This window comes from Flavobacteriales bacterium, from assembly GCA_019694795.1.
Lineage (GTDB): Bacteria > Bacteroidota > Bacteroidia > Flavobacteriales_D > UBA2798 > UBA2798.
The window spans coordinates 23,668-44,928 of the sequence record JAIBBF010000014.1 but is presented as its reverse complement, the minus strand read 5'-3'; the positions used below and the strand labels follow the sequence as shown (position 1 = coordinate 44,928).

Annotated in this window: 15 protein-coding genes and 1 tRNA gene; 5 read left to right on the top strand and 11 right to left on the bottom strand. The window is 40.8% G+C overall.

The genetic code is table 11. The features are described 5' to 3' along the window. Window positions 1–7: 7 nt before the first annotated feature. Window positions 8–2,158, bottom strand: a complete 2,151-nt coding sequence (rnr, locus tag K1X56_06620; protein ID MBX7094378.1) for a ribonuclease R — start codon at window positions 2,156–2,158, stop codon at window positions 8–10. A 94-nt stretch (window positions 2,159–2,252) separates the two neighbouring features. Here rnr and K1X56_06615 point away from each other — a divergent pair, with 94 nt between their 5' ends. Next, window positions 2,253–3,623 carry a hypothetical protein gene (locus tag K1X56_06615; GenBank protein ID MBX7094377.1) on the top strand — a complete coding sequence of 457 codons (1,371 nt, stop codon included), beginning with the start codon at window positions 2,253–2,255 and terminating at the stop codon, window positions 3,621–3,623. 44 nt (window positions 3,624–3,667) lie between these two features. Further along, complete coding sequence (locus K1X56_06610) at window positions 3,668–4,495, top strand: gliding motility-associated C-terminal domain-containing protein (GenBank protein ID MBX7094376.1); 828 nt, start codon at window positions 3,668–3,670, stop codon at window positions 4,493–4,495. 67 nt (window positions 4,496–4,562) lie between these two features. On the opposite strand, the gene K1X56_06605 is transcribed toward K1X56_06610, so the two are convergent. The 4 genes from K1X56_06605 to rseP all read right to left on the bottom strand — a co-directional run bounded on the left by K1X56_06605 (window position 4,563) and on the right by rseP (window position 8,740). Further along, entirely contained in the window at window positions 4,563–4,886 is a 324-nt protein-coding gene (locus K1X56_06605; protein ID MBX7094375.1) for a hypothetical protein, read from the bottom strand. A 16-nt stretch (window positions 4,887–4,902) separates the two neighbouring features. After that, a complete protein-coding gene (locus K1X56_06600; GenBank protein MBX7094374.1) occupies window positions 4,903–6,456 on the bottom strand; it encodes an aldehyde dehydrogenase family protein in 1,554 nt (517 codons plus the stop codon). Window positions 6,457–6,510: 54 nt separating this feature from the next. Next, on the bottom strand, window positions 6,511–7,329 hold the full coding sequence (locus K1X56_06595; protein ID MBX7094373.1) for a hypothetical protein: 819 nt from the start codon (window positions 7,327–7,329) through the stop codon (window positions 6,511–6,513). A gap of 88 nt (window positions 7,330–7,417) precedes the next feature. Then, on the bottom strand, window positions 7,418–8,740 hold the full coding sequence (gene rseP / locus K1X56_06590; GenBank protein MBX7094372.1) for an RIP metalloprotease RseP: 1,323 nt from the start codon (window positions 8,738–8,740) through the stop codon (window positions 7,418–7,420). A 111-nt stretch (window positions 8,741–8,851) separates the two neighbouring features. Between rseP and K1X56_06585 the strand changes: the two genes are divergently transcribed. After that, window positions 8,852–10,033: a hypothetical protein gene (locus K1X56_06585; GenBank protein MBX7094371.1), complete on the top strand. Its 1,182-nt coding sequence runs from the start codon at window positions 8,852–8,854 to the stop codon at window positions 10,031–10,033. On the opposite strand, the gene K1X56_06580 is transcribed toward K1X56_06585, so the two are convergent. The 4 genes from K1X56_06580 to K1X56_06565 are packed head-to-tail and all read right to left on the bottom strand — an operon-like array spanning window position 10,030 to window position 16,542. Further along, the gene (locus K1X56_06580; protein MBX7094370.1) at window positions 10,030–11,193 is read right to left on the bottom strand and encodes a 1-deoxy-D-xylulose-5-phosphate reductoisomerase; all 1,164 of its coding nucleotides are present in this window, start codon (window positions 11,191–11,193) and stop codon (window positions 10,030–10,032) included. The two genes, K1X56_06585 and K1X56_06580, sit on opposite strands and share 4 nt — an antisense overlap. Window positions 11,194–11,249: 56 nt before the next feature. Then, window positions 11,250–14,711, bottom strand: coding sequence for a SpoIIE family protein phosphatase (locus K1X56_06575; GenBank protein ID MBX7094369.1), 3,462 nt, complete (start codon window positions 14,709–14,711; stop codon window positions 11,250–11,252). A 59-nt stretch (window positions 14,712–14,770) separates the two neighbouring features. Further along, window positions 14,771–15,574: a prolyl oligopeptidase family serine peptidase gene (locus K1X56_06570; protein MBX7094368.1), complete on the bottom strand. Its 804-nt coding sequence runs from the start codon at window positions 15,572–15,574 to the stop codon at window positions 14,771–14,773. Next, window positions 15,571–16,542 (bottom strand): sulfite exporter TauE/SafE family protein, encoded by a 972-nt coding sequence (locus tag K1X56_06565; GenBank protein MBX7094367.1) that lies wholly within the window; start codon window positions 16,540–16,542, stop codon window positions 15,571–15,573. Before K1X56_06565 ends, K1X56_06570 begins: the two co-directional genes overlap by 4 nt. 156 nt (window positions 16,543–16,698) lie before the next feature. Here K1X56_06565 and K1X56_06560 point away from each other — a divergent pair, with 156 nt between their 5' ends. Then, window positions 16,699–18,438 carry a hypothetical protein gene (locus K1X56_06560; GenBank protein ID MBX7094366.1) on the top strand — a complete coding sequence of 580 codons (1,740 nt, stop codon included), beginning with the start codon at window positions 16,699–16,701 and terminating at the stop codon, window positions 18,436–18,438. A gap of 18 nt (window positions 18,439–18,456) precedes the next feature. Here K1X56_06560 and K1X56_06555 read toward each other — a convergent pair whose 3' ends face one another. Beyond that, window positions 18,457–18,804: a hypothetical protein gene (locus tag K1X56_06555; GenBank protein ID MBX7094365.1), complete on the bottom strand. Its 348-nt coding sequence runs from the start codon at window positions 18,802–18,804 to the stop codon at window positions 18,457–18,459. Window positions 18,805–19,256: 452 nt separating this feature from the next. Here K1X56_06555 and K1X56_06550 point away from each other — a divergent pair, with 452 nt between their 5' ends. Further along, the gene (locus K1X56_06550) at window positions 19,257–21,059 is read left to right on the top strand and encodes a T9SS type A sorting domain-containing protein (protein ID MBX7094364.1); all 1,803 of its coding nucleotides are present in this window, start codon (window positions 19,257–19,259) and stop codon (window positions 21,057–21,059) included. Between the two features lie 114 nt (window positions 21,060–21,173). Here the strand turns inward: K1X56_06550 and K1X56_06545 are convergent. Next, window positions 21,174–21,247 (bottom strand) — tRNA-Cys (locus K1X56_06545). Between the last annotated feature and the right edge of the window lie 14 nt (window positions 21,248–21,261).

Genomic DNA, 21,261 nt, shown 5'->3' with positions numbered 1-21,261 from the left:
CCTTTTTTTATACCATTTCAAAATCAATTTGTCGGCGCATTAAGTCGGCGTTTTTCACTTTAATTTTTATCCTGCTACCCAAGCGGTAAGTTTTTTTAGAACGCACTCCGCGTACACATAATGCTTCCTGATCGTATACATAAACATCGCCTGAGATAGAGCGCAATGGAATCATTCCCTCACAGTGATTTTCTTCAATTTCTACATAAATCCCCCATTCGGTTACACCCGATACCACACCATCAAACACTTCGCCGATATGTTCTTTCATATACTCCACCTGTTTGTATTTAATGGAAGCACGTTCGGCATCGGCAGCTTTTTTTTCCTGCGCAGAGGAATGTCTGCACCAAAGTTCTAATTGATTTTTTGAAAAAGCATTTTCATGATCCAGCGCGTGTTGTAAAATGCGGTGGACAATTAAATCGGGATAGCGACGGATAGGTGAAGTGAAGTGTGTATAGTAATCAAACGCCAATCCGTAATGTCCAATATTATTTACATCGTAAATCGCTTTCGCCATCGATCGGATGGTGTAATTCTGTATCGTTTCTGCAACACGTTTATCCTGAATTTCGCTGATTAATTTATTTACTGCAGCGGGTAGACGTTGAGTGTCGTAGGATTTAAGTTTATAACCTAACAAAGAAACAAATTCGGCAAGCTCTTTAAGTTTTTCTTTAGAGGGCTCATCGTGTACGCGGTATACCATTGGAAGAATTTTTTTCTTACCGTCGGGCTCTCCAACTTTTTTAGCAACAGCTTTATTGGCAAGCAACATAAATTCTTCAATGAGCTTATTGGCATCTTTCGATATTTTCGTGTAAACACCAATCGGTTTTCCTTTTTCGTCGAGCCTGAATTTTACTTCTATACTTTCCAGTCCAAGCGCTCCGTTTTGCATTCGTTTTTCTCTGACAATTTTTGCCATTTTATCCAACAACAAAATCTCCTCTTTTAAATCACCTTCTCCACCTTCTATGATGGCCTGAGCCTCTTCATAGGTAAATCTGCGGTTCGAATGAATAACAGTTCTTCCAAACCATTCTCTTCTGATTTTAGCGTCTTCATCCATTTCAAACACCACCGAAAATGTAAGCTTGTCTTCGTTGGGACGTAAAGAGCAAATTTGATTGGATAAAATTTCAGGAAGCATGGGAACTACACGGTCCACCAAATAAACCGATGTTGCACGTTCAAGCGCTTCTTTATCCAAAATACTTCCCGGCACAACATAGTGTGAAACGTCCGCAATGTGCACACCTACTTCGTAGATTTTTTTACCGTTTTCTTCTTTAATGAATTGCACCGATAAGGCATCATCGAAATCCTTGGCGTCTACCGGGTCGATGGTAAAAGTTGTAATCCCTCTGAAATCTCTTCGCTTTGCAACTTCTTGTTCGGTAATGGCGGGATTCAGTTTATTAGCAGCTTCTTCCACTTCTTTAGGATAACGATAGGGTAATCCGAATTCAGCAAGAATAGCATGCATCTCTGCTTCATTGTCGCCCACTGCGCCCAGTACTTCGGTTACTTTTCCAAACGGATTAGCGGCTTGCGGCGGCCAGTCGGTGATTTGTGCTATTACTTTATCGTTATTCTTGGCGCCATTTAGTTTTTCAATGGGGATGAAAATGTCGACATACATCCGTTGTGAGTCCGGTATTAAAAACGCAGTGTTTTTATTCAGTTGAATGCGACCCACAAAGGATAAGGTGGCCCGCTGAACGATCTCTATAACCTCTCCTTCGCGTTGCTGGTCTTTTTTAGGTGGGTATACCAGAATATTTACCGTATCGCCATGTAGGGCGTGATTGAGGTTTTTGCGATGAACAAAAACGTCGGGAACACCTTCTGTTAAACTAATCAGGTAGGCGTTGCCCTTGGAGGTGACATCCAGGGTTCCACTGAGGACTTCTTTTTTCTTTTTAAAGGCGTATCTCCCACGGTCGGTCTCTCGTATTACCTCATCCTCGCATAATTCTTCCAGAATCTCCTGAATCATTTCACGGCTATGCTTGTCGTCAGCCCCAATGGCTTTGGAAAGTTGTTTATAGTTAAACGACCGATCAGCATTTTCACTCATTTGCTCTAGCACCTCTTTACGAAGCAGTTGATACATTTTGTTAGTACTGTTCTGTGAATTATTTTTTGCCATAGGAAGTGAATGATGATTCTTAAAGATATTAATTTGATCAATGGAGGAGAGTGTCCTTCAAATTGTTTTACGACAGATAAGTGTTAACAAGTAAATGAAAGGAAAATCTCTTTTTTTACTCATCGATGAGCTGAACAAAGCGGAGCGTCATCAATTACTGAATGTGTGTAAGCGCTCCGGCGATAAGCGTCATGCTGCACTGTATCAGCTAATGAAAAAATCAAACGGTCAAAAAGACGAGTTTGAACACTTGCTGGATCTTTGTGCCAAGCCGCTTTACGGAGGTAAAAAAGATGAACACGAAAAAGATAAAATTCAGCGTCGATTTATCGATTTTTCATTAAAAGAAATTGAGCAGGTTAAACTGAAGAATTTTCTGGGTGAAAATCAATTAATGCGGAATTTTCTATTATCTCGCATATACACATCAAAAGGAGATCCTGCCGTTGAATTGCGTTATTTAGAAAGAACCGGTGAATATTCTGAAAAGGAAAACGACCGGTTTATGACGGCTTATTTCATCGACCGGATGATGGAGCACACGTCTAAAACGCACACGAAAAAGGAAATGCAGCATTTGAAGCAATTGTTGATTCAAAAGAATGCACTTATCCAAAAAAGCTATCACGGCGAACTAGCACGTGTGTATGATTTGTTATCGGTTTTAACGTTTGAGGACACCGAACTTACCGAGGGGATGAAAGCGCTGGTGCTAACGGATGATGAGGTTGAAGTATTAATTCAACTTTCGTCGGGAAGCACCGAAGAAATAGAATACTTACTTGCTTCTGCGCGATTTGTTTTTTACGACGAAAAATTATTTTCTGTTCGGATTCGCAAGGTGGCAGATGCCTTAAAACGAATGAAGGCTTCAAAGGAACTTTCTAAACTAAAAAACAAATACGCGTTTTTACTTTTGCAACATCAATTTCACTTTGGTGAAAGCGCAAGTGTCATTTTAAGTCAGGCCGAAAATTTAAAGGATTCGGAAAACGGACTCGAACTTTTTTATTATCATTTAATTCGGATTCTTGCAGCGGCCGAAAAGAAAAAACCTTTGCCGGATAGTAAAGAAATTCAGAAAATAAAAATGGAAGAAGAAAATCAATTCAGAAAGGATTTCCTTCTCGCATTAATTTATTTTTTGCAGAAGGATTTTAGTCCTGCATTAAAAAAACTGAATCAGCTTTCTTATGTCAGCAATTTCCAACTTTCTACCTGGTCGCGTTTAATGGAGTTTGCTATTCATTTATCAAAGGCGAACCTGAATTTATGTGAGAGTTTGTCCGGAAGAATTTCCCGTCACTTTTTATCGAATAAGGGTAAGCGATTTACGTTGAATTCTTCTAAAGCGACCTTTCAGCGATTGAACGACGAGTTAAAAGGAAAAACCTCAACAAGAAAAAGCGCAGGTTCGGAGGCGCTTTGTTGCCTTCAGTACAATATCCTCCGCCAAATGGTGTAAAAAGCAACAAAATCGATTAAATTTACGTCACTATACCAATGCGGATGATTCGATTACATGTGGTTTTGAAATTTTGGGCTGTAATCCTGTTGTTGGGTTGGGCTTATGTTTCGCAGGCTTGTACCATCGATTCATATAGTGTGGTCAATCCGGATTGCTTCTATTCCAGCAACGGGTCTCTTACGATTAACGCTTCCGGAGCGCCTTCCTTAACGTATTCTATTGATGGGGGATTAACCTTCTCTGCTTCGAATGTGTTTTCTAATTTAAGTCCGGGTACATACATTGTAGTTGTTCAGTCGCCACAACCCTGTTCGGTAAGCGATACCATTGTTATTTCTCCTAATTCAATTTTAAGTGCCGATTTATTGGTGAGCGCCACTACTGTTTTTGTTGGGGAGGACGTGCTGTTTACGGATGCTTCGGTTGGTCACACTGGTTCACTGCTGGATTATGGCGACGGAACCGCGAGTGGTGGAATCACATCGATTATTCACAACTACAACCTGGCCGGAAATTATTCTGCTTCACTCGTTGTAACAGACGGACTATGTTCTGATACGGCCTTTGCAAATGTGCTGGTTTTGTCCGCTTCTTCTTTAACCATACCCAATGTGTTTAGTCCAAACGAAGATGGCGTAAACGATTTATTTATGCCACAGGTGATGGGGATAAAAGAGCTGGAGTGTACCATTATGAACCGCTACGGGGAAATCGTACAAGCCTGGAACGGACCGCGGGGTTTTTGGGATGGGTATACCTTTCCTGCCGGAGTGGCTTGTCCAACAGGAACCTATTTCTACTGGATAAAAGCAGTAGGATACGATGGTGTAAATTACGAGCAAAAAGGAACGATTACGCTCCTGCGTTAGAGGAGCATTTCGCTATATAAAAAAAGGGACCCGAACAGGTCCCTTTTCTTTTTATCATAAGATTCTATTACGCTTCCATCATGAGTTGTTTGTACTCATTCAGCTCTTCGCGGTTATACGGATTATCGTAAGCTACCACCAATTGCATGAGGTATTCAAAAGAGCTTTCTTCGCTTTCTTCTTCAAAATCTTCCAATACCAAATCGAAATCCTCATTGTTTTCGAGGTATTCGTAAGTAAGGCGAATGATTTTGGTTAACGTAGGATCTTTGATCTCAATAAAATAATTACGTAACGTTTTGAGATCGTTAATCACTTTTTCGCTATTGCCATTTTTAGCATAATCTTTTGCAATGCTATCGGCCAGACGTTCTGCTTCTTTTCTTTCCATTGTATCGGATGAAGTTTTAGATATCGAATTTAATTCCTTGCGCCAAAGGTAATTGATTTCCGTAATTAATGGTATTGGTTTGGCGACGCATATAAGCTTTCCACGCATCCGATCCGGATTCGCGTCCCCCGCCTGTTTCCTTTTCACCACCAAATGCTCCCCCGATTTCGGCTCCTGAAGTACCAATGTTAACATTGGCAATTCCACAATCCGATCCCTCTACCGATAAGAAACGCTCAGCCTCACGCATATTCAGCGTCATGATTGCCGAAGAAAGTCCCTGCACAACCCCGTTTTGAAGCTCAATGGCTTCTTCGATGGTTTTGTAGGACATGATGTATAATATCGGCGCAAAGGTTTCTTCCTGAACGATTTTAAAGTGGTTTTTAGCCTCGATAATCGCCGGCTTAACATAACAACCGCTTTCGTAGCCTTCGCCGCTTAAAACGCCTCCGGCAACAAGTACTTTTCCGCCTTCTTTTTCTGCTTCTTTCAATGCGTTTTCATACAGTGAAACGGCATGTTTATCGATGAGCGGACCAACATGGTTGTTTTGATCCAGTGGATTACCGATGCGTAAATGGGAATAGGCCGCTTTAAGTTTTGCTTTTACGCTTTCGTAAATGGACTCGTGAATGATTAAACGGCGGGTGGTGGTGCAGCGTTGACCGGCAGTACCCACAGCTCCGAAAATAACAGCCAGCATGGCCATTTCTAAATCGGCATGTTCACTAATGATGATGGCATTGTTTCCGCCAAGCTCCAATAAGGAACGACCTAAACGTTCACCAACCGCTTTACCAACGGCTTTACCCATACGGGTAGATCCGGTAGCAGAAACTAAAGGAACGCGTTTATCGTGACTCATCATTTCTCCAATGTTGCGGTCGCCGATGATTACACAGGATACTCCTTCGGGAACATCATTTTTCTTTAGAACATCGGTGATGATGTTTTGACACGCGATGGCACACAATGGTGTTTTCTCAGAAGGCTTCCAAATACAAACGTCACCACAAATCCAGGCCAGCATCGAATTCCATGACCAAACTGCAACAGGAAAGTTGAATGCAGAAATAATACCTACAATTCCCAGCGGATGATACTGTTCGTACATACGGTGATTGGGGCGTTCGCTGTGCATGGTTAAACCATGAAGCTGACGTGATAATCCCACTGCGAAATCACAGATATCGATCATCTCCTGTACTTCTCCCAGTCCTTCCTGATAGGATTTACCCATTTCATAGGAAACAAGCTTACCTAGTTCATTTTTGTATTTACGTAATTCCTCACCCATTTGGCGAACAATTTCACCACGTTTTGGTGCGGGAACTTTTCGCCATACTTTAAATGCTTCGGTAGCTTTTAAAATAACGGCTTCATATTCTGCTTCGGTAGCTGAATGTACGGTTGCAATTAATTCTCCGTTAACAGGAGAATAGGAATGAATCTCTTCACCACGGGTGGCAAACCAGTGAGAACCGGTAGATGCACCACTGTTTTTTTCTTTAATCCCTAACACTTTAAGTGTTTCCGAGATACCAAAATCGGTCATAACTTCAGACATAGCTTTAATGCTTAAAGTGCAAATTTAGCCAAAATAAAACCAAAAACAGGAAGCTTAGGGTGTTTTTAATGCAGAACGGAATTTATCAGTGATTTCTGTTGCTATGGCAAAGAAATAATCGTTTTTAATGGTACTTAAATCACTGATGGATGATGGCATTTTACTTATAGCGGCACCGGCATATTTTTTTGTGCCGTTTTCGTTAAAAATGCTGTAATGAACTTTAATGCGAATCTGATCCGTCGACTCCGGAGAATACAGTAAATCAAGTTGATTAATAAATACAAACCAGGTTGAATGGTATAAACCGCTTAATTCATTCAAAAGTTTAGGATTAATAATATCTGCATCCATAAATTTTTCGCGCGGATCTTCCTCGGCAATGATTTGTCCGTTTTGAATTCCGTTTTCCGTTTTAGGTTTAGTGTTTGTTTTTTCTCCTTTAGTTCCAATTTTAATTTTTACGGGAAGTCTGCTGCTGTCTTTCGCTGTTTCTTTTTTCTCTTCCGGCATTGCACGGTACACATAGTTAACCGAGGTGTAAGTATAGTGCAATTCGCGCTCTAACGAATCTTTACCGGGTTGCATCAGGGAATAAGCGTCCATTACGTCTTCCAGTTTAAACGCAACAATGTCGGCCAGATTTTTTCGCATCATGTCCACCATGTTTTCAAATGAAATTTGGTGACGATTACAAATCTGCCGGTCGATTTGGCTCATGTACATTTTAGTTTCGAAGGGAACAACCAATACAGAACGTTTAAAGCTGGTGTCGGTCACCATTTTCTGATTGCTTTTTTCATTATTGAATGTTCGTTCCTGCGCAAAAAGCACCTGAGGAAGAAGAAGTAAAAAATAGAGTAGCTTTTTCATAGACCAGTACACTCAAAAATAAAACCAAATATCACCACACCGGGGTGATGAAAAAGGAAGATTTCAAGATGTAAAAGTGAATAGCCGCTTAAAACAGTTTTAAAATATCGTTGAGGTTGGCATATACCAATAGTCCTAATAATAAAACCATTCCGATAGTTTGCGCAATTTCAAGGAATTTCTGACTTGGTGCTTTACCGCGAATCATTTCATAAATCAGAAACATTACATGTCCGCCATCCAGGGCAGGAATGGGTAAGAGATTCATGAATGCAAGAATGATGGAAATAAACGCAGTGAGCAACCAAAACTTTTGCCAGTCCCAACTTTTTGGAAACATACCACCTATGCTTCCAAATCCTCCCAGTTGTTTGGCGCCGGCCGGTGAAAATACCAGGGCCAGTGATTTTACATAATTAACGAGCGTTTCTGTTCCCGTACTTATGCCTTCGGGAATCGATTCCAGAAAGGTAAATTTTTCGGTTTTATAGCTTAGAAATTTATCGGGACTAACCGGTTGTATACCGATGAATCCGTCTTCATTTACTTCTACGGGAATGGTTAACGATGAATCATTGCGCACGATATGTAATTGGACTGTGCTGGCTTTGTGTTCGCCCAGATAATTGGCTATATCCTGAAAGAAAGGATTCATTTCATTGTCCACCCCAATAATGCTATCTCCTTTTTGAATTCCCGCTGCATCTGCACCCATTCCTTTTTTTACGCTTTCGGCTACAAAGGGAACACGCGGATCAAAAGGCAAAGATTTTTTTCCGCTTTCCAATAACTGATCGCTGATATCACCCGGTAGGGTGACTTGTTTAAGCGAACCGTTGCGAATGACTTCTAATTTACGCGCACCGTCGATGATGATCATTGTGCCCGCATCGGCCAGTGTTTTGGGTTGATGGCCTTCTACACTCACAAGAATATCTCCGTGCAGTAATTTGTCTTCTCCCAATAAAGCAGGATTGTTGATGTACATTCCATACGTGGCGTTTTCTGTAGGTAAATACTGTTTTCCCCAAACAAATAATACCATGATGTAAATGAGGTAACCAAGAATGAAATTAACAGTAACACCACCCAGCATAATGATTAATCGTTGCCAAGCTGGTTTACTTCTGAATTCCCAGGGTTCGGCGGGTTTGGACATTTGTTCTTTATCCATACTCTCATCAATCATCCCCGAAATTTTTACATAACCTCCTAAAGGAAGCCATCCCAGTCCCCACTCGGTTTCTCCTTTTTTCACTTTGAAAAGAGAAAACCAGGGATTAAAAAAGAGATAAAATTTTTCGACTCTGGTTTTAAAAATACGAGCAGGTATAAAATGTCCGAATTCGTGTAAAACGATCAGAATTGAAAGACTCAGGATCAATTGTCCGGCTTGCACCAGGTATTCCATGTATTCAGGTTTTTTCCAAAAGTACGATTTTCTATCACCCGAGGTGCAAATACGGTAAAGCCCGTATAACTTTGTGTCTGGAGTTTCGTTGGACTCTTTAGATTTGTACTCATGAAAAGGAACGCATTAATTATTCTTGTTTTGGCGCTTGTACTTCGAAGCCCAATTGTTTTAGCGGACTCGCCATTAACCTCTACTCCGTTTTATACGGCTTACATGGATATACCGCAAGTAAAAGCAGCCACCGAAGCTGAAGCGCTGAATAAGGAGTCGATTGCGTTTTTGAGTGGTAGTCACCCAATCGATCAGAAAATGGCCTTGATCAATGCCCTGAGTTGGGGGAAAATGGAATATGTAAATGCGTACCGCGATTATCTGGCCGGGAAACATAAACTTCCACTCGCATTTTTCGATAGTGTTTTGGTTTATCGCGGAGAAACACCCGAAACCTATCCGGGTACAGAATTACTCTCACAAGATGAATTAATCTGTTTGGCCTATTTGCAGGCAATGGGTAATTATTTTGAACCGTTAAAAGCACATTATCTGGCATGGCAGGCGTTTAATCGGGGTCCCACCAGAACACATGCTATCATTTACGGATTAATTATAGCGCAATACAATTTGGACCGCGATTGGTGTTATGTGTACAATGTGATGGTGCAGGTGCGTGATGAACCTTTAATAACGGTTAACGATATGCGCCAGGAGGCATTGGATATTATTTTTGATTACATCAATCTTTATTCTTCCGAATGCAACACCGAAGAACCGGTGATGGAGGAAGATCATACCTTCGATTTAATTCAGGCGCCACCTCAATATGAATCCTGGGGTGAACGTCAGTTGATCAGCAATAAAAAAGAATATGTTGATTTATCCGTTGTAGAAATCCTCGACCCCGAATACCTCGAAGAAATTGACGGAACCAGAGTACGGGTGATTATCATGAATAAAGGAACGGTTAATAGTTATCCAACACTCGCACAGTTAAAGGATATTGATCTCAGTGCAAAAACAGCAAAAGCAGAAGGATTAAAAGGAGATCAGCTGCGCATTGCATCGGAGTTGGAATACATTGCAACGGATCCCAATGCCGATGATGAATATTTTGAAAGTTATTGTGTGATTCCTTCGGTTGGACCGGGAAAAAAATATGTATTGGATTTTCTGATTTACGGTCACTGGATTTACGATCCGAATTGCGAGATCAAAGTGATTCTCGATTTGGAGAACGTCATTGAAGAAACCAATGAAAAAAACAACAGCTTAATTTTTGTTGCGGGAGGTTAGAATAATTCCAATGCAAACGATCTTGTTTCCGCATTGGTGTGCACATAATCTTCAAGCGTTGGCTGAGCAATAAAATGCATTTTTTCCATGCAACGTTCGTTGATACTGGCAATGTCTAAAAACCCGATTTTCTCTTCTAAAAAGGCCTGTACGGCAATTTCATTGGCTGCGTTTAAAATACAAGCCATGTTCCCTCCTTTTTTCATGGCGGTATAAGCCAGATCAAGATTTTTAAAGGTTGATTTATCGGCTTGCTCAAAGGTGAGTTGTGGGTAGTCCAGAAAATTAAAACGGGGAAAAGAGGAGGATAAGCGTTGTGGGTATCCTAATGCAAACTGAATGGGTAATTTCATATCCGGTAATCCCATTTGCGCTTTCATGGATCCATCTTTAAATTGAACAATGCTGTGGATGATGGACTGTGGATGAACAATCACATCAATCTGATCATCGTTTAATCCGAACAACCATTTCGCTTCAATCACCTCTAATCCTTTATTCATTAATGAAGCGGAATCGATGGTGATTTTTGCACCCATTTCCCAGTTGGGATGTTTTAGCGCCTGAGCTTTTGTTACTTTTTCTAATTCGGCACGCGACTTACCACGGAAGGGTCCGCCCGATGCCGTGAGATATATTTTTTCAATTGGATTATGAAACTCACCCACCAAACATTGAAAAATCGCAGAATGTTCGCTGTCCACCGGATAAATGTTAACCCCTTTTTCTTTGCACATTTTAGTAATAAGCGCACCCGCAACCACCAGGGTTTCTTTGTTGGCTAAAGCGATATCTTTTCCGGCTTCAATTGCAGCGATGGTAGGCTTTAATCCGGAATAACCCACCATGGCAGTAAGCACAATGTCGATCGTGCTCATGCTCACAACTTGTTCCAGCGATTCTTCTCCGGTGTAAACTTTAATATCCAAATCAGCTAAGGCATCTTTTACCACCTTGTGAAGTGATTTGTCGGTAATCACAACCGTGTTTGGCAGAAATTTTCGGGATTGAGCAATCAGAAGATCTGCATTTTTATTGGCTGTAATCACTTCCAGCGAAAACTCTTCGGGATGAGATTCGATGACTTCCAGCGCTTGCGTTCCAATGGATCCTGTTGAACCTAAAATGGCAACGCCCTTCTTCTTGATATCTGTTTGCATGAGCTAATTAGGAAAACACAAATGTCGCCCTTTTGTTGAATATCCCCAATAAAAAATCAGTGGATGCGGATTCCAATCACCAATACATCGTCGATCTGTTTTCGCCCGCCCGCCCACAAACGAAATTCCTCCTGAATCATTTCTTGTTGTTCTTTCATTGGTAAAGCATGGATTTTCACCAGCATTTCCTTGAACCGGCGCCGCATGAATTTTTTTCCTTTTTCACCGCCAAACTGATCAATAAAACCATCCGTAGTCATGTAGATACAATCGCCCGGTAAGAGTAAAAATTCGTGGGAGTAAAATTCTTTTCCGCGCTCATTAAATCCACCAATGGATTCCTTCAACGAATCATATTCCAGCACTTCGCCTTCGCGAACCAGATACATGGGAATGTTTGCTCCGGAGAACTGACAAAGCATGGAGTCGGTATGCAATGCGCAAAGACCAATATCCATTCCGTCGCGCGATTCGCGTGCTTCTCCTTCCTGGTGCAAGGCACGGGTGACCTGCTTATCGAGGAAGTGTAAACACTGTTCGGGACCGGTAACAAAGGCATCATTCGAAATCTGATGAAGGAATTCATTTCCAATCAAGCTCATAAACGCTCCCGGTACACCATGTCCGGTACAATCTGCCACTGCCACCAAAAATACATTGTTGATTTTCGTGAACCAGTAAAAATCTCCGCTTACAATATCGCGTGGCTGATAGAACATAAACGAATCCGGATACTCTTGTTCCAGGCGGTGAATATCCGGTAGAATTGCTTCCTGAATTCTGCGTGCATATTTTATGCTATCCAGAAAATCTTTATTCGATTGCTCTAAGGCCAGCTCTGCTAATTTTCGGTCGGTGATGTCGGTATAAATGACAATGATTTTTTCTAATTCAAAACGCTTATTGTAGATGGGAACAATCGAGCCGCGTGTCCAAATCGTTTTTCCTTCTTTGTTAAAATGGGATGAATCGAATACTACCGTTTCTTTTTTCGTAACAAATCCTTTTACCACCTGGTCAATACCCGGAAAGGAACTTAACTCCTGCAATGTTTGTGCTTTTCCATATACAGAGGAATTAAAATCTTCTTTCGAATAACCGGCCATCCGGAAGAAGGAATCGTTGATCCATTCAATGGAGCCGTCGGGACCGCAAATAAGAACGCCTTCGTTCATGTTCGACGCAACAATCGATAGTTTTTCAAGCTCGTCTTTTTGCTGATTTAATTCCTGTGTGCGTATTCTGACTTTTTCTTCCAGTCTCCTTTTTGCACGATTCAGATTCCTTGTTCTGAACAAAAGAATGAGATAAAAGAAAATTACCATTAAGGGCATCAACAAAGCATAGAACCATTTCTTTCTCCAGAATGGAGCGTCCACTTCGAATATAAATTCATCTACCGGTCCCCAATTGCCATTACTGGTTTTTGCTGCAACCATAAACTTGTATTTCCCCGGAGGAATATTCGAATAGGTAGCCTGGTTTTCTTTGGTTGGGGGCGACCACTTTTCATCAAAGCCTTCAAGGAAAAAACGGTAATATAAATTATCCGGATTTTTATATTGAAAAGCGATAAAGTCGAACGTGATGTGGTTGTCGCTATAATTTAAAACGATATTATTCGGCAATTGATCATCCAGCTCCTGATTGGGATATTTGTTTGTCCAGTTTGTTTTATCATAGTTTAACCGCAATCCGGTAATATGAACTACGGGCTTATTTCCATTTTCCAAATCAAGTAAATGATTATAGCGTGTAGCTCCATTGGTGGTACCAATCCACATCATTCCGTTTTTATCAATGATACCGGCGGCCGGATTACACTCTACTCCTCTAAGTCCTTCAGTTTTTCCGTAGTGTTCGATGCTTTTTATGGACCAATCTTCGTTGGGTGTAATTTTATCCAATCCATGGTCCGATCCAATCCATAAGGATTGATTATCGTATAAAATCAGGGTTAGATTTTCAGAGCAGAGACCATCCCGTTTTTTGATGTGCTCATAACTTTCATCTTTGCGTTTTATTACAATTCCTCTTCCTGTAATAATCCAAAAATTTCCCCTTGGATCTTTCCATACATCAATAGCATCCAACTTTCCGAATTCATCGCGTAAGGGTAGATGAACCAAACTTTCTCCGTTATAGCGAAAGGCACCTTTGTCGGTATTGATCCACAAATCTTCCCGCGAAGGCATGCGGATGGAATTTACCTTACACGCAGGTAAGAGCGATTGAAACGCGGGTTCAAACGTAATGCCGTTGTATTTTAATACGCCAAGGTTGGTCCCGGCAAATAATTCCCCGTTGTAAGGATCCTGAAAAAGAAAATGGACCGATTGGATGTTTCCCTCGGAATGTTGACTGTAAACCTGGCAAGAAGGACCGTTGGTGCGAATAATCGAATTATCTGTTCCTATCCATAAATTTCCTTCCCGGTCTTCGATGATAGCTTTTACATTATAGGAGGAAGAACCAACCAGATGAAGTGGATGAAAACCTTCGCCTTCGTTATATGCTAATCCGTTTTGGGTGCCCACCCAAATGATTCCGGATTCATCTTCGTAAATGGTATTTACACTGTTTCCCGGCAATCCTGAATAGCGGTCGAAATGGATAAAACGATCGCCTGAAAAAACACTGCAGCCCGAACCATCAAAACCAAACCAAATGTTTTTTTCATTGTCTTCGAATAAACACAACAATTGATTTGAGCTTAAACCATTCTCCAGCGTCAACGGTTCTTTTTTTTCTGAAATCCGGTAAATCGATTGTGAAGTTGCCAACCACTGATCGCCATTTTCAAATGCGTGGTAAATTTTTACATCCGGGGGGAAAGAATCTATGGAAGACTGAAATGTTTTGCCATTGAATTCCTGCGCTCCTTTTTCCGTAAATACAATGAGATTTTTTCTTGGTCCTTCCGAAATCTCACGGATATAATCACCGTTTAATTGCGCTTTTTCAGTTACATTTTCAAAAAACTCATTATTGAATTTAGCAATACCGTATCCTGAAGATCCTGCCCATAGTGTATTATTTTTATCACAATAGATGGAGCTAACCTCACTAAAGCCTAAACCGTCTTGTATTCCAAATTTGTGGTATTTTAAGCCGTCAAAACGAATGACTCCATAGCCATTGGTTGCGAACCATAAATTTCCAGTTTTGTCTTCTGTAATGTCGAGAATGGCTTTATCAACGATGTTGTATGGCGTTGCTATTTTTTCGAATCGTTTTCCGTTAAATCGACTAATCCCCTGTGAGGTTCCTGCCCAAATTATTCCTTTGGAATCGCAAATTAGTTTATAAATGATGTTGCTGCTTAAACCATCCTGCATGCTGTAGGGAATAAACTGTTTCCCGTCGAAACGACAAACCCCTCCGCCTAGAGTCCCCAGCCAGATGTATCCGGATTTATCCTGTGCAATGGTGCTAACTCTGGATTGCGTTAAACCGTCTTCAATGGAATAATTACGAAAGTTGTGTACCTGTCCGCTTGAAACTGATGTCAGAATCAAAAAAAGAAATATGGTGTGGAAAAGGCGCATTAACGATGAATATACAAAGTTAAATGCACTCAGTGAAGATGTTGGTCAAAAAAATTAAGAATGATTTCGCTCTGGGCCGACCAAAATGCGTAGGAGTGACCATCGTTTTTCGATAAAATGATTTGATGTCCCAATGGATTATTGTTCATGGAGATTTTAGCATAAAAAGATTCAGATTGGGTGTAGGGACACATTTTATCTTTTTTGCCATGAATAAGCAAGAGAGGAACCTTTAATTCGGAAGCGCGGTTATAAATATTATCTTTTCCTTTCCAACGATCAGGAAATTTTTCAAACGGACCATAAAACCCGGTGTTAATCGGTTCGCCCTTTAATAGACTTTGGTCAAAATCGGCAGATAAACACACTGCAGCTTTAAATAATTCAGGATGTTCAAGCGCAAATAAAGCAGCGCCTCTTCCTCCTGTTGAAATTCCGGCAACAAAATTGTTTTGTCCCGCTTTTAACACCGAAAACGATTTTTGCAGATAAACAAACAAACTGTCGTACATCCATTTTCGGGTTGGATATTTTAAATAATCTTTTCTGGTTTCCGGATAGGTTTGCCAATGGTAAGTTGATTTACCAAGGTTAGGCAAAATCAGGTTGTATCCTCTTTTTAATGCACTATCGCAAATGCTGCTTTTTTCGCACCACTCGGTTGGACTGAAATTCCATCCATGTAATAAAATAATCGTTCCCTTTGGGTGATCTGCCAAACGAACAATGCAATCTATGGAATTAGGGTTACTGAGGTAGAATGATTTATTCGCTGTTGCTTTTAAGCAAAAACAAAAAAGAAATACCACAAAAAACAGCCCGGCTTTCTTCATTTAAAATATTTATTGATGTAGGCCATCACTCTGAAAATGCTTAATCCAATAAATATTACAGAAAGAGAAAATACAATCAAACTTACAGAGGGTTTAATCACGTAGAGTGCAGTTATAAATTGCGCAACGATGGTAAAATATAAAATAAACACAACGTGATTGGTTTTTAATTTGCTTACTACCCATGCACCAAGCGGAGCCATTAACATAGCTACTGGAACTGCAGCCAGCCAATAACTTTCCGTGGCAGCATTCATGTCCGCTTTATACAAGAGATGCCAAAGAAAACCGAAAATGGTCATGATGGTCATTAATATAACAGAAGTAGGCGTTGCAATTTTTTCATCAATCCGAAACACAAGCGTTAATAGCGTAAACGTGATAATGTCAATCCCGTTTCCGAATAAAGCAGAAATTCCACCACCGATAAATCCAAAAACAAACAACAAACTAAACGTTGCCGATTTTCGGTGAAATGAAAGCGCGGTGGATTTATGTTGACCGGATGTTTTATTCATCCACCATAATGCAACTCCGAATGCAAGCCAAAGGGAAACAAAAAAAAGTTTTACCACTGCTCCTGAAAGAATGGGTACAATAAATAAATCAGAAAGAATAAAGCCTACTATTCCAAAAATTGAAACCGGTAAAATACAACTACGAACAATTGGATAATTTTTCGATAGGATAAGAGCAGAGGCCGATGTCATGCCAAACGATTGGCATCCCAAAGAGAATATTCTGGCGTCAGCAGATGGAATGGACAGCAACAAGGTCATTACAGGAAAAGCAACAGCCCCTCCCCCTTCCGAGGTGGCCCCGGCAATGAAGGAACCAAAAAACATGGTAATCATCATGGGGTAACCAAAAGAAAATACCTGGTCGGGCTGCAGGTTAAACGTGTAAAAATATCCTGCCCAAATCAATAGCAGAAGAAAAATGGTGGCCGGAAAAATAGATTTACGCATAAAGTGAAAATACAACAAAGGACCTTCCCGCCCACAGGAAAAGAAAAATATTTATGTCCACCTGTTACTTTTTTATCGGGCTTGAATTTTAAGAGTAAACAACCGTTTTGAGCTGGGGTGGTGCATTGCGTGGTGACTAACATAAAACTCAAAACTATGGCCGGAGGTAAAGAAACACCCAGACAAAAAATGATCGGGATGATGTATCTCGTTCTAACCGCATTGTTAGCGCTTAATGTTTCCAAAGAGATTGTTAATGCCTTTGTAAAGCTCGATAACAAACTCATGGAAGGAAACAGAATTTTAATCGACAAATCGGAATCCATCATGCAAGGATTTGATGAGGCGCGGCTAACCGAAAGTTTAGCAAAAGTACCCGAGAGTCAATCAGCAGTTCTGAACTGGAAAAAGCGAGCTGTAGAGATTCGGAAAAAGGTTTTCGAAATGGACCACTTTATCCAAATGGAATGCAAAAACAAAATGTTGTTCGAAATAGAACAGGAAGATTATGTTGTTCCGGATGAAGAAAATTTTCGGTTTAAAACAAGAAACCTGATGGAGGTTCAAAACAAAGACGATTACGATATTGCCACACGTTTGTTTGGCGGTGAAATCGGAACATCCGGATATGCATTTGGAGCAGAGATCAGGAATAAAATTCATGCATTTCGCGATGAATTAATGGTGCTTGTTTCCGAATATGAATACGGAGGAAAAAAATATAAAATCGATCCAACCGCAATCAGCGATTCGCTTTCGCTTGAGGAAGAGTTGCGCAAAAATGTATATCCCGAAGATCAGGACCGGATAAGAGGTATATATAAAACGCTGAGTCTTCCGGAGAAAATAAAAGATTTTGAATCGGAGGTCGACTGGCAATTGGGAATGTTTGATCATGCACCGGTGGTTGCAGCATCAGCCCTGTTTACTTCGCTGTCTAACGATATCCGTTCCGCAGAAGTACAAGCGCTGGAAATTTTATCATCACGCGTGAAAGTGGAGCCATTTAAAGTGAATAAAATAGAACCTATGGCATTCGCTCCTTCCAACTACATGAATCTTGGCGATTCGATGCAGGTAAAAATAATGATTGCCGCTTACGACTCAACAAAAATTTCGGAAGTAAAATTTGGAATGAACGATTCGGTGAATCTTAATCAAATGGCCAATGGAACAATTTCTGTCCGCGCAAACACAGCGGGAAAACATACTTTATTTGGACAAATTGCTATTGAGGAACGTGGTATAAAAAAATGGAAGCCCTGGTCGTATAGTTATGAAGTGGGACAACCAAGCGGTGTTGTTTCCAATGAGGACATGACCATTATCTATGCTGGATACGACCATACATTTTCTGCCTCGGTTTCCGGATATCCTCAGGATAAAACAATGCTTAGTCTGAACGGAGCATCTGTTAGTGCTCAGGGAGGAGGTAAGTACACCATTCGTGCACCGGCATCCGCTGTTGGACAACGATTAAATTCTGTAATCAGCGTAAGAACTGAACAGGGTGTAAAAAGTTTTAACGGACCAACATACATGGTGCGAAAACTACCAACACCTCAGGTCTTTTTCGGAAGTATACCATCAACGCAGGGAACTGTTTCTAAATCGGAAGTAAGCGGTAACATGAATGTGGGTATACGTCTTGGTTACGATAATTCCTTTCCGCTGAATCCAAGTAAAGTTTCATTTACCATTACCTCATTCGATATGGTGATTACGGCAGGAAACAATATCATTAATCGTCATTCGGATGCTGCGGGACTCACTACTGAAATGAAAAGTTTTTTATCGAGAGCCGGAAGCGGATCTACAGTAATATTTAAGAACATCAACGCGAGAGGTCCCTCGGGTGCAATTCGGGTACCCCCAATGGGATTTGAAGTGCGCTAATAGGTAAAGGGTGCTCCGCTATTGATTGGCGGGGTATCCTTCGTTTTTCCACTTTGTGATTTTTGCCATGGAGCAATCATCCAGTTTAGCATCAGGCGGCATTAAAGCATAGGAACCGTCCCAGCTAACCGCACCATAAAAACTACCTTCGTTTACATAGAAAAAAAAGGAGGCGCTGTCGGCAAGATTAATACCCGCACTGGGTGATGGGGCAGAATGACAGGAGAAACAGGAAGACAGAATGAGCGGAACAATGTCGTTATGATAAGAAACAATACTTGTATCGCACGTTTGCGGAGGCGGAGGAGCAACGTTGTTTGTGCACGCAATAGCGAACACCGTCACCATAAATAAAATCCATTTCACATTCAAATATGCGTTTTACGCACCGGGTGATAAAACGATTAATCCCATTTAATATAAAGGTAAAATAAGGACGAATCAGCACCTGATCGGGCTTTTTCGGTAGGACCACCTAGATTATATGGTATTAATACCCGATTTATAGCATTTTTTAGGTTGAACGTAATTAGAGTATTAAATTCAATTAAAATACAACGAAGCTTTTTTGTAAAGCATAACTTATTAAAACAACCAGGATGTTTATTAATTATTTTTTTCAAAATCTTCTGAATGCTCACAAAAACTTTCCGAAATATGATTTTTGTCCTAATTCATACATAATATCCTAATTACTTTTGATTTGTAAAACCCAAAACGAAAAGAATATGCATGAAACTTTTACAAAATTCTAAAAGCTTTCTCTTGCGATAGCTTTATTCTTTACGGGGACACTTTCCAATGCTCAGATTAAAGTATTGGTATGCGGTGCTCCGGGAGATCCGGCATGGAACAACGATGTTCAGGCTAAACTTCAGGCTACAGGTCAGTTTGACGTGGTAGACATTTATAACATTTCTGCAGGTACTCCTACACTTACAGACCTTCAGGCTTATGATGCAGTGTTAACTTTCACTGACGGTTCAGCAAGCTACTCAGTATTAATGGGAGATAATCTGGCCGCTTATATCGATGGCGGTGGCGGTGTTGTAAACTGCGTTTTTGCAAATGCCAGTGTTCCTATCGATGGAAACTTTAATACTTCTACTTATCAAGTGGTTGTCCCTTCTGGTCAGAATCAAAACACACAACTTACACTTGGTACCGTTCTGGATCCAAGTCACCCTGTAATGCAAGGTGTAAACTCTTTAGATGGCGGTACTGCAAGTTATGTATCTACATCTACTACACTTGCCCCGGGCGCTTCTACCATTGCACAATGGAATAACGGTTCTTGGTTAGTGGCAGTTAAAGAAAATGTTGGTCCAGCAAAATCACGCCGCGTGGATTTAAACCTTTACCCACCATCCATCGATGTTCGTTCCGACTTTTGGAATTCTGCTACTGACGGCGGATTGTTAATGGCAAATGCTTTAACATGGACCATTCGTCCACGTATCCTTGTTGCCGGTGCAGAAGACGACAATGTGTGGTTACAAGATGTTGCAGACAAAATCCTTGCAACTGGTAAATTCGGTAAAGCGGCTTTGTATAATATTTATGTTGATGGTACACCAACTGTAGCTGAACTTGATTATTATGATGCGGTGTTGGTATTTACTGACTACGGAGCACAAGATGATATACTTCTTGGTGATAATCTCGCTGCTTATATCGATAATGGCGGTGGAGTTGTTAATGCAGTTTTTTCAACGGCTAGCGTTCCCATTGCCGGTGCATTTAATACCAGCACCTACCAGGTGATGGTTCCATCAGGAAACCAAACAGACGGTACCACTCTCTATTTAGGTACGGTTTATAACGATTGTCACCCTATCATTAAAGGAATCACAAATCTTAATGGAGGATCGGCTTCCTTTATATCTCCTTCAGTTACACTTGCTGCAGGCGCTACTATGTTGGCAGATTGGGATAATGGAGTTGGATTGGTTGCTTATAAAACAAATGTTGGTGGAAACAATGCTCGTCGTGCCGACCTTAACTTCTTCCCTCCTTCATCAGATTCTCGTTCCGATTTATGGGATGCATCAACGCAAGGTGGCGACTTAATGGCTAACGCTTTGTATTGGGTTGCAGGCTATGGTGATGAAGACGGACTTCCAAACGTAACTGTTTCTTCACCTGTTTCTACAGTTTGTACTTACGGAACACAAGTTGCTTTAACCGGAACACCGGTTGGAGGTTCTTGGTCGGGTAACGGTATTTCCGGTACATCTTTCGATCCAACTACTGTTACTGTAGGTAACTATACATTGACTTACTCTTACACGGATGTTGACGGATGTTCAAATTCAGATTCACTCGCTATCGTAGTTGATGCTTGTGCTGGAGTAGAAGATCTTTCATTGGTAAACAACATCAGTCTTTACCCTAATCCTAGCAATGGAATGATTAATGTTTCATTTGGAACAATCGTTTCAGTTGTACAAGTAGAGGTAATTGATCTTAGCGGTAAAGTAGTTGCTTCATCACAATGGAACAACATTCAAAATGGTGCAGTAAAACAAATTGATCTTACCGAACAATCAGCCGGAGTTTATTTTGTTCGCTTCACTGGAAACGGACAAACTCAAACCGAAAAACTGATTCTTCAGAAATAAATAAACACCAAACAAATAAAATTTCCGGACTCGAAAGGGTCCGGATTTTTTTTGTCCATATGCTAAAATAAAAGGAAGAAAATAAAAAAGCCGATGCACTTGCACCGGCTTTCTTGGAGGTCCCGAGCGGATTCGAACCGCTGTACAAGGTTTTGCAGACCTCTGCCTAGCCGCTCGGCCACAGGACCATTTAGGGTCGACA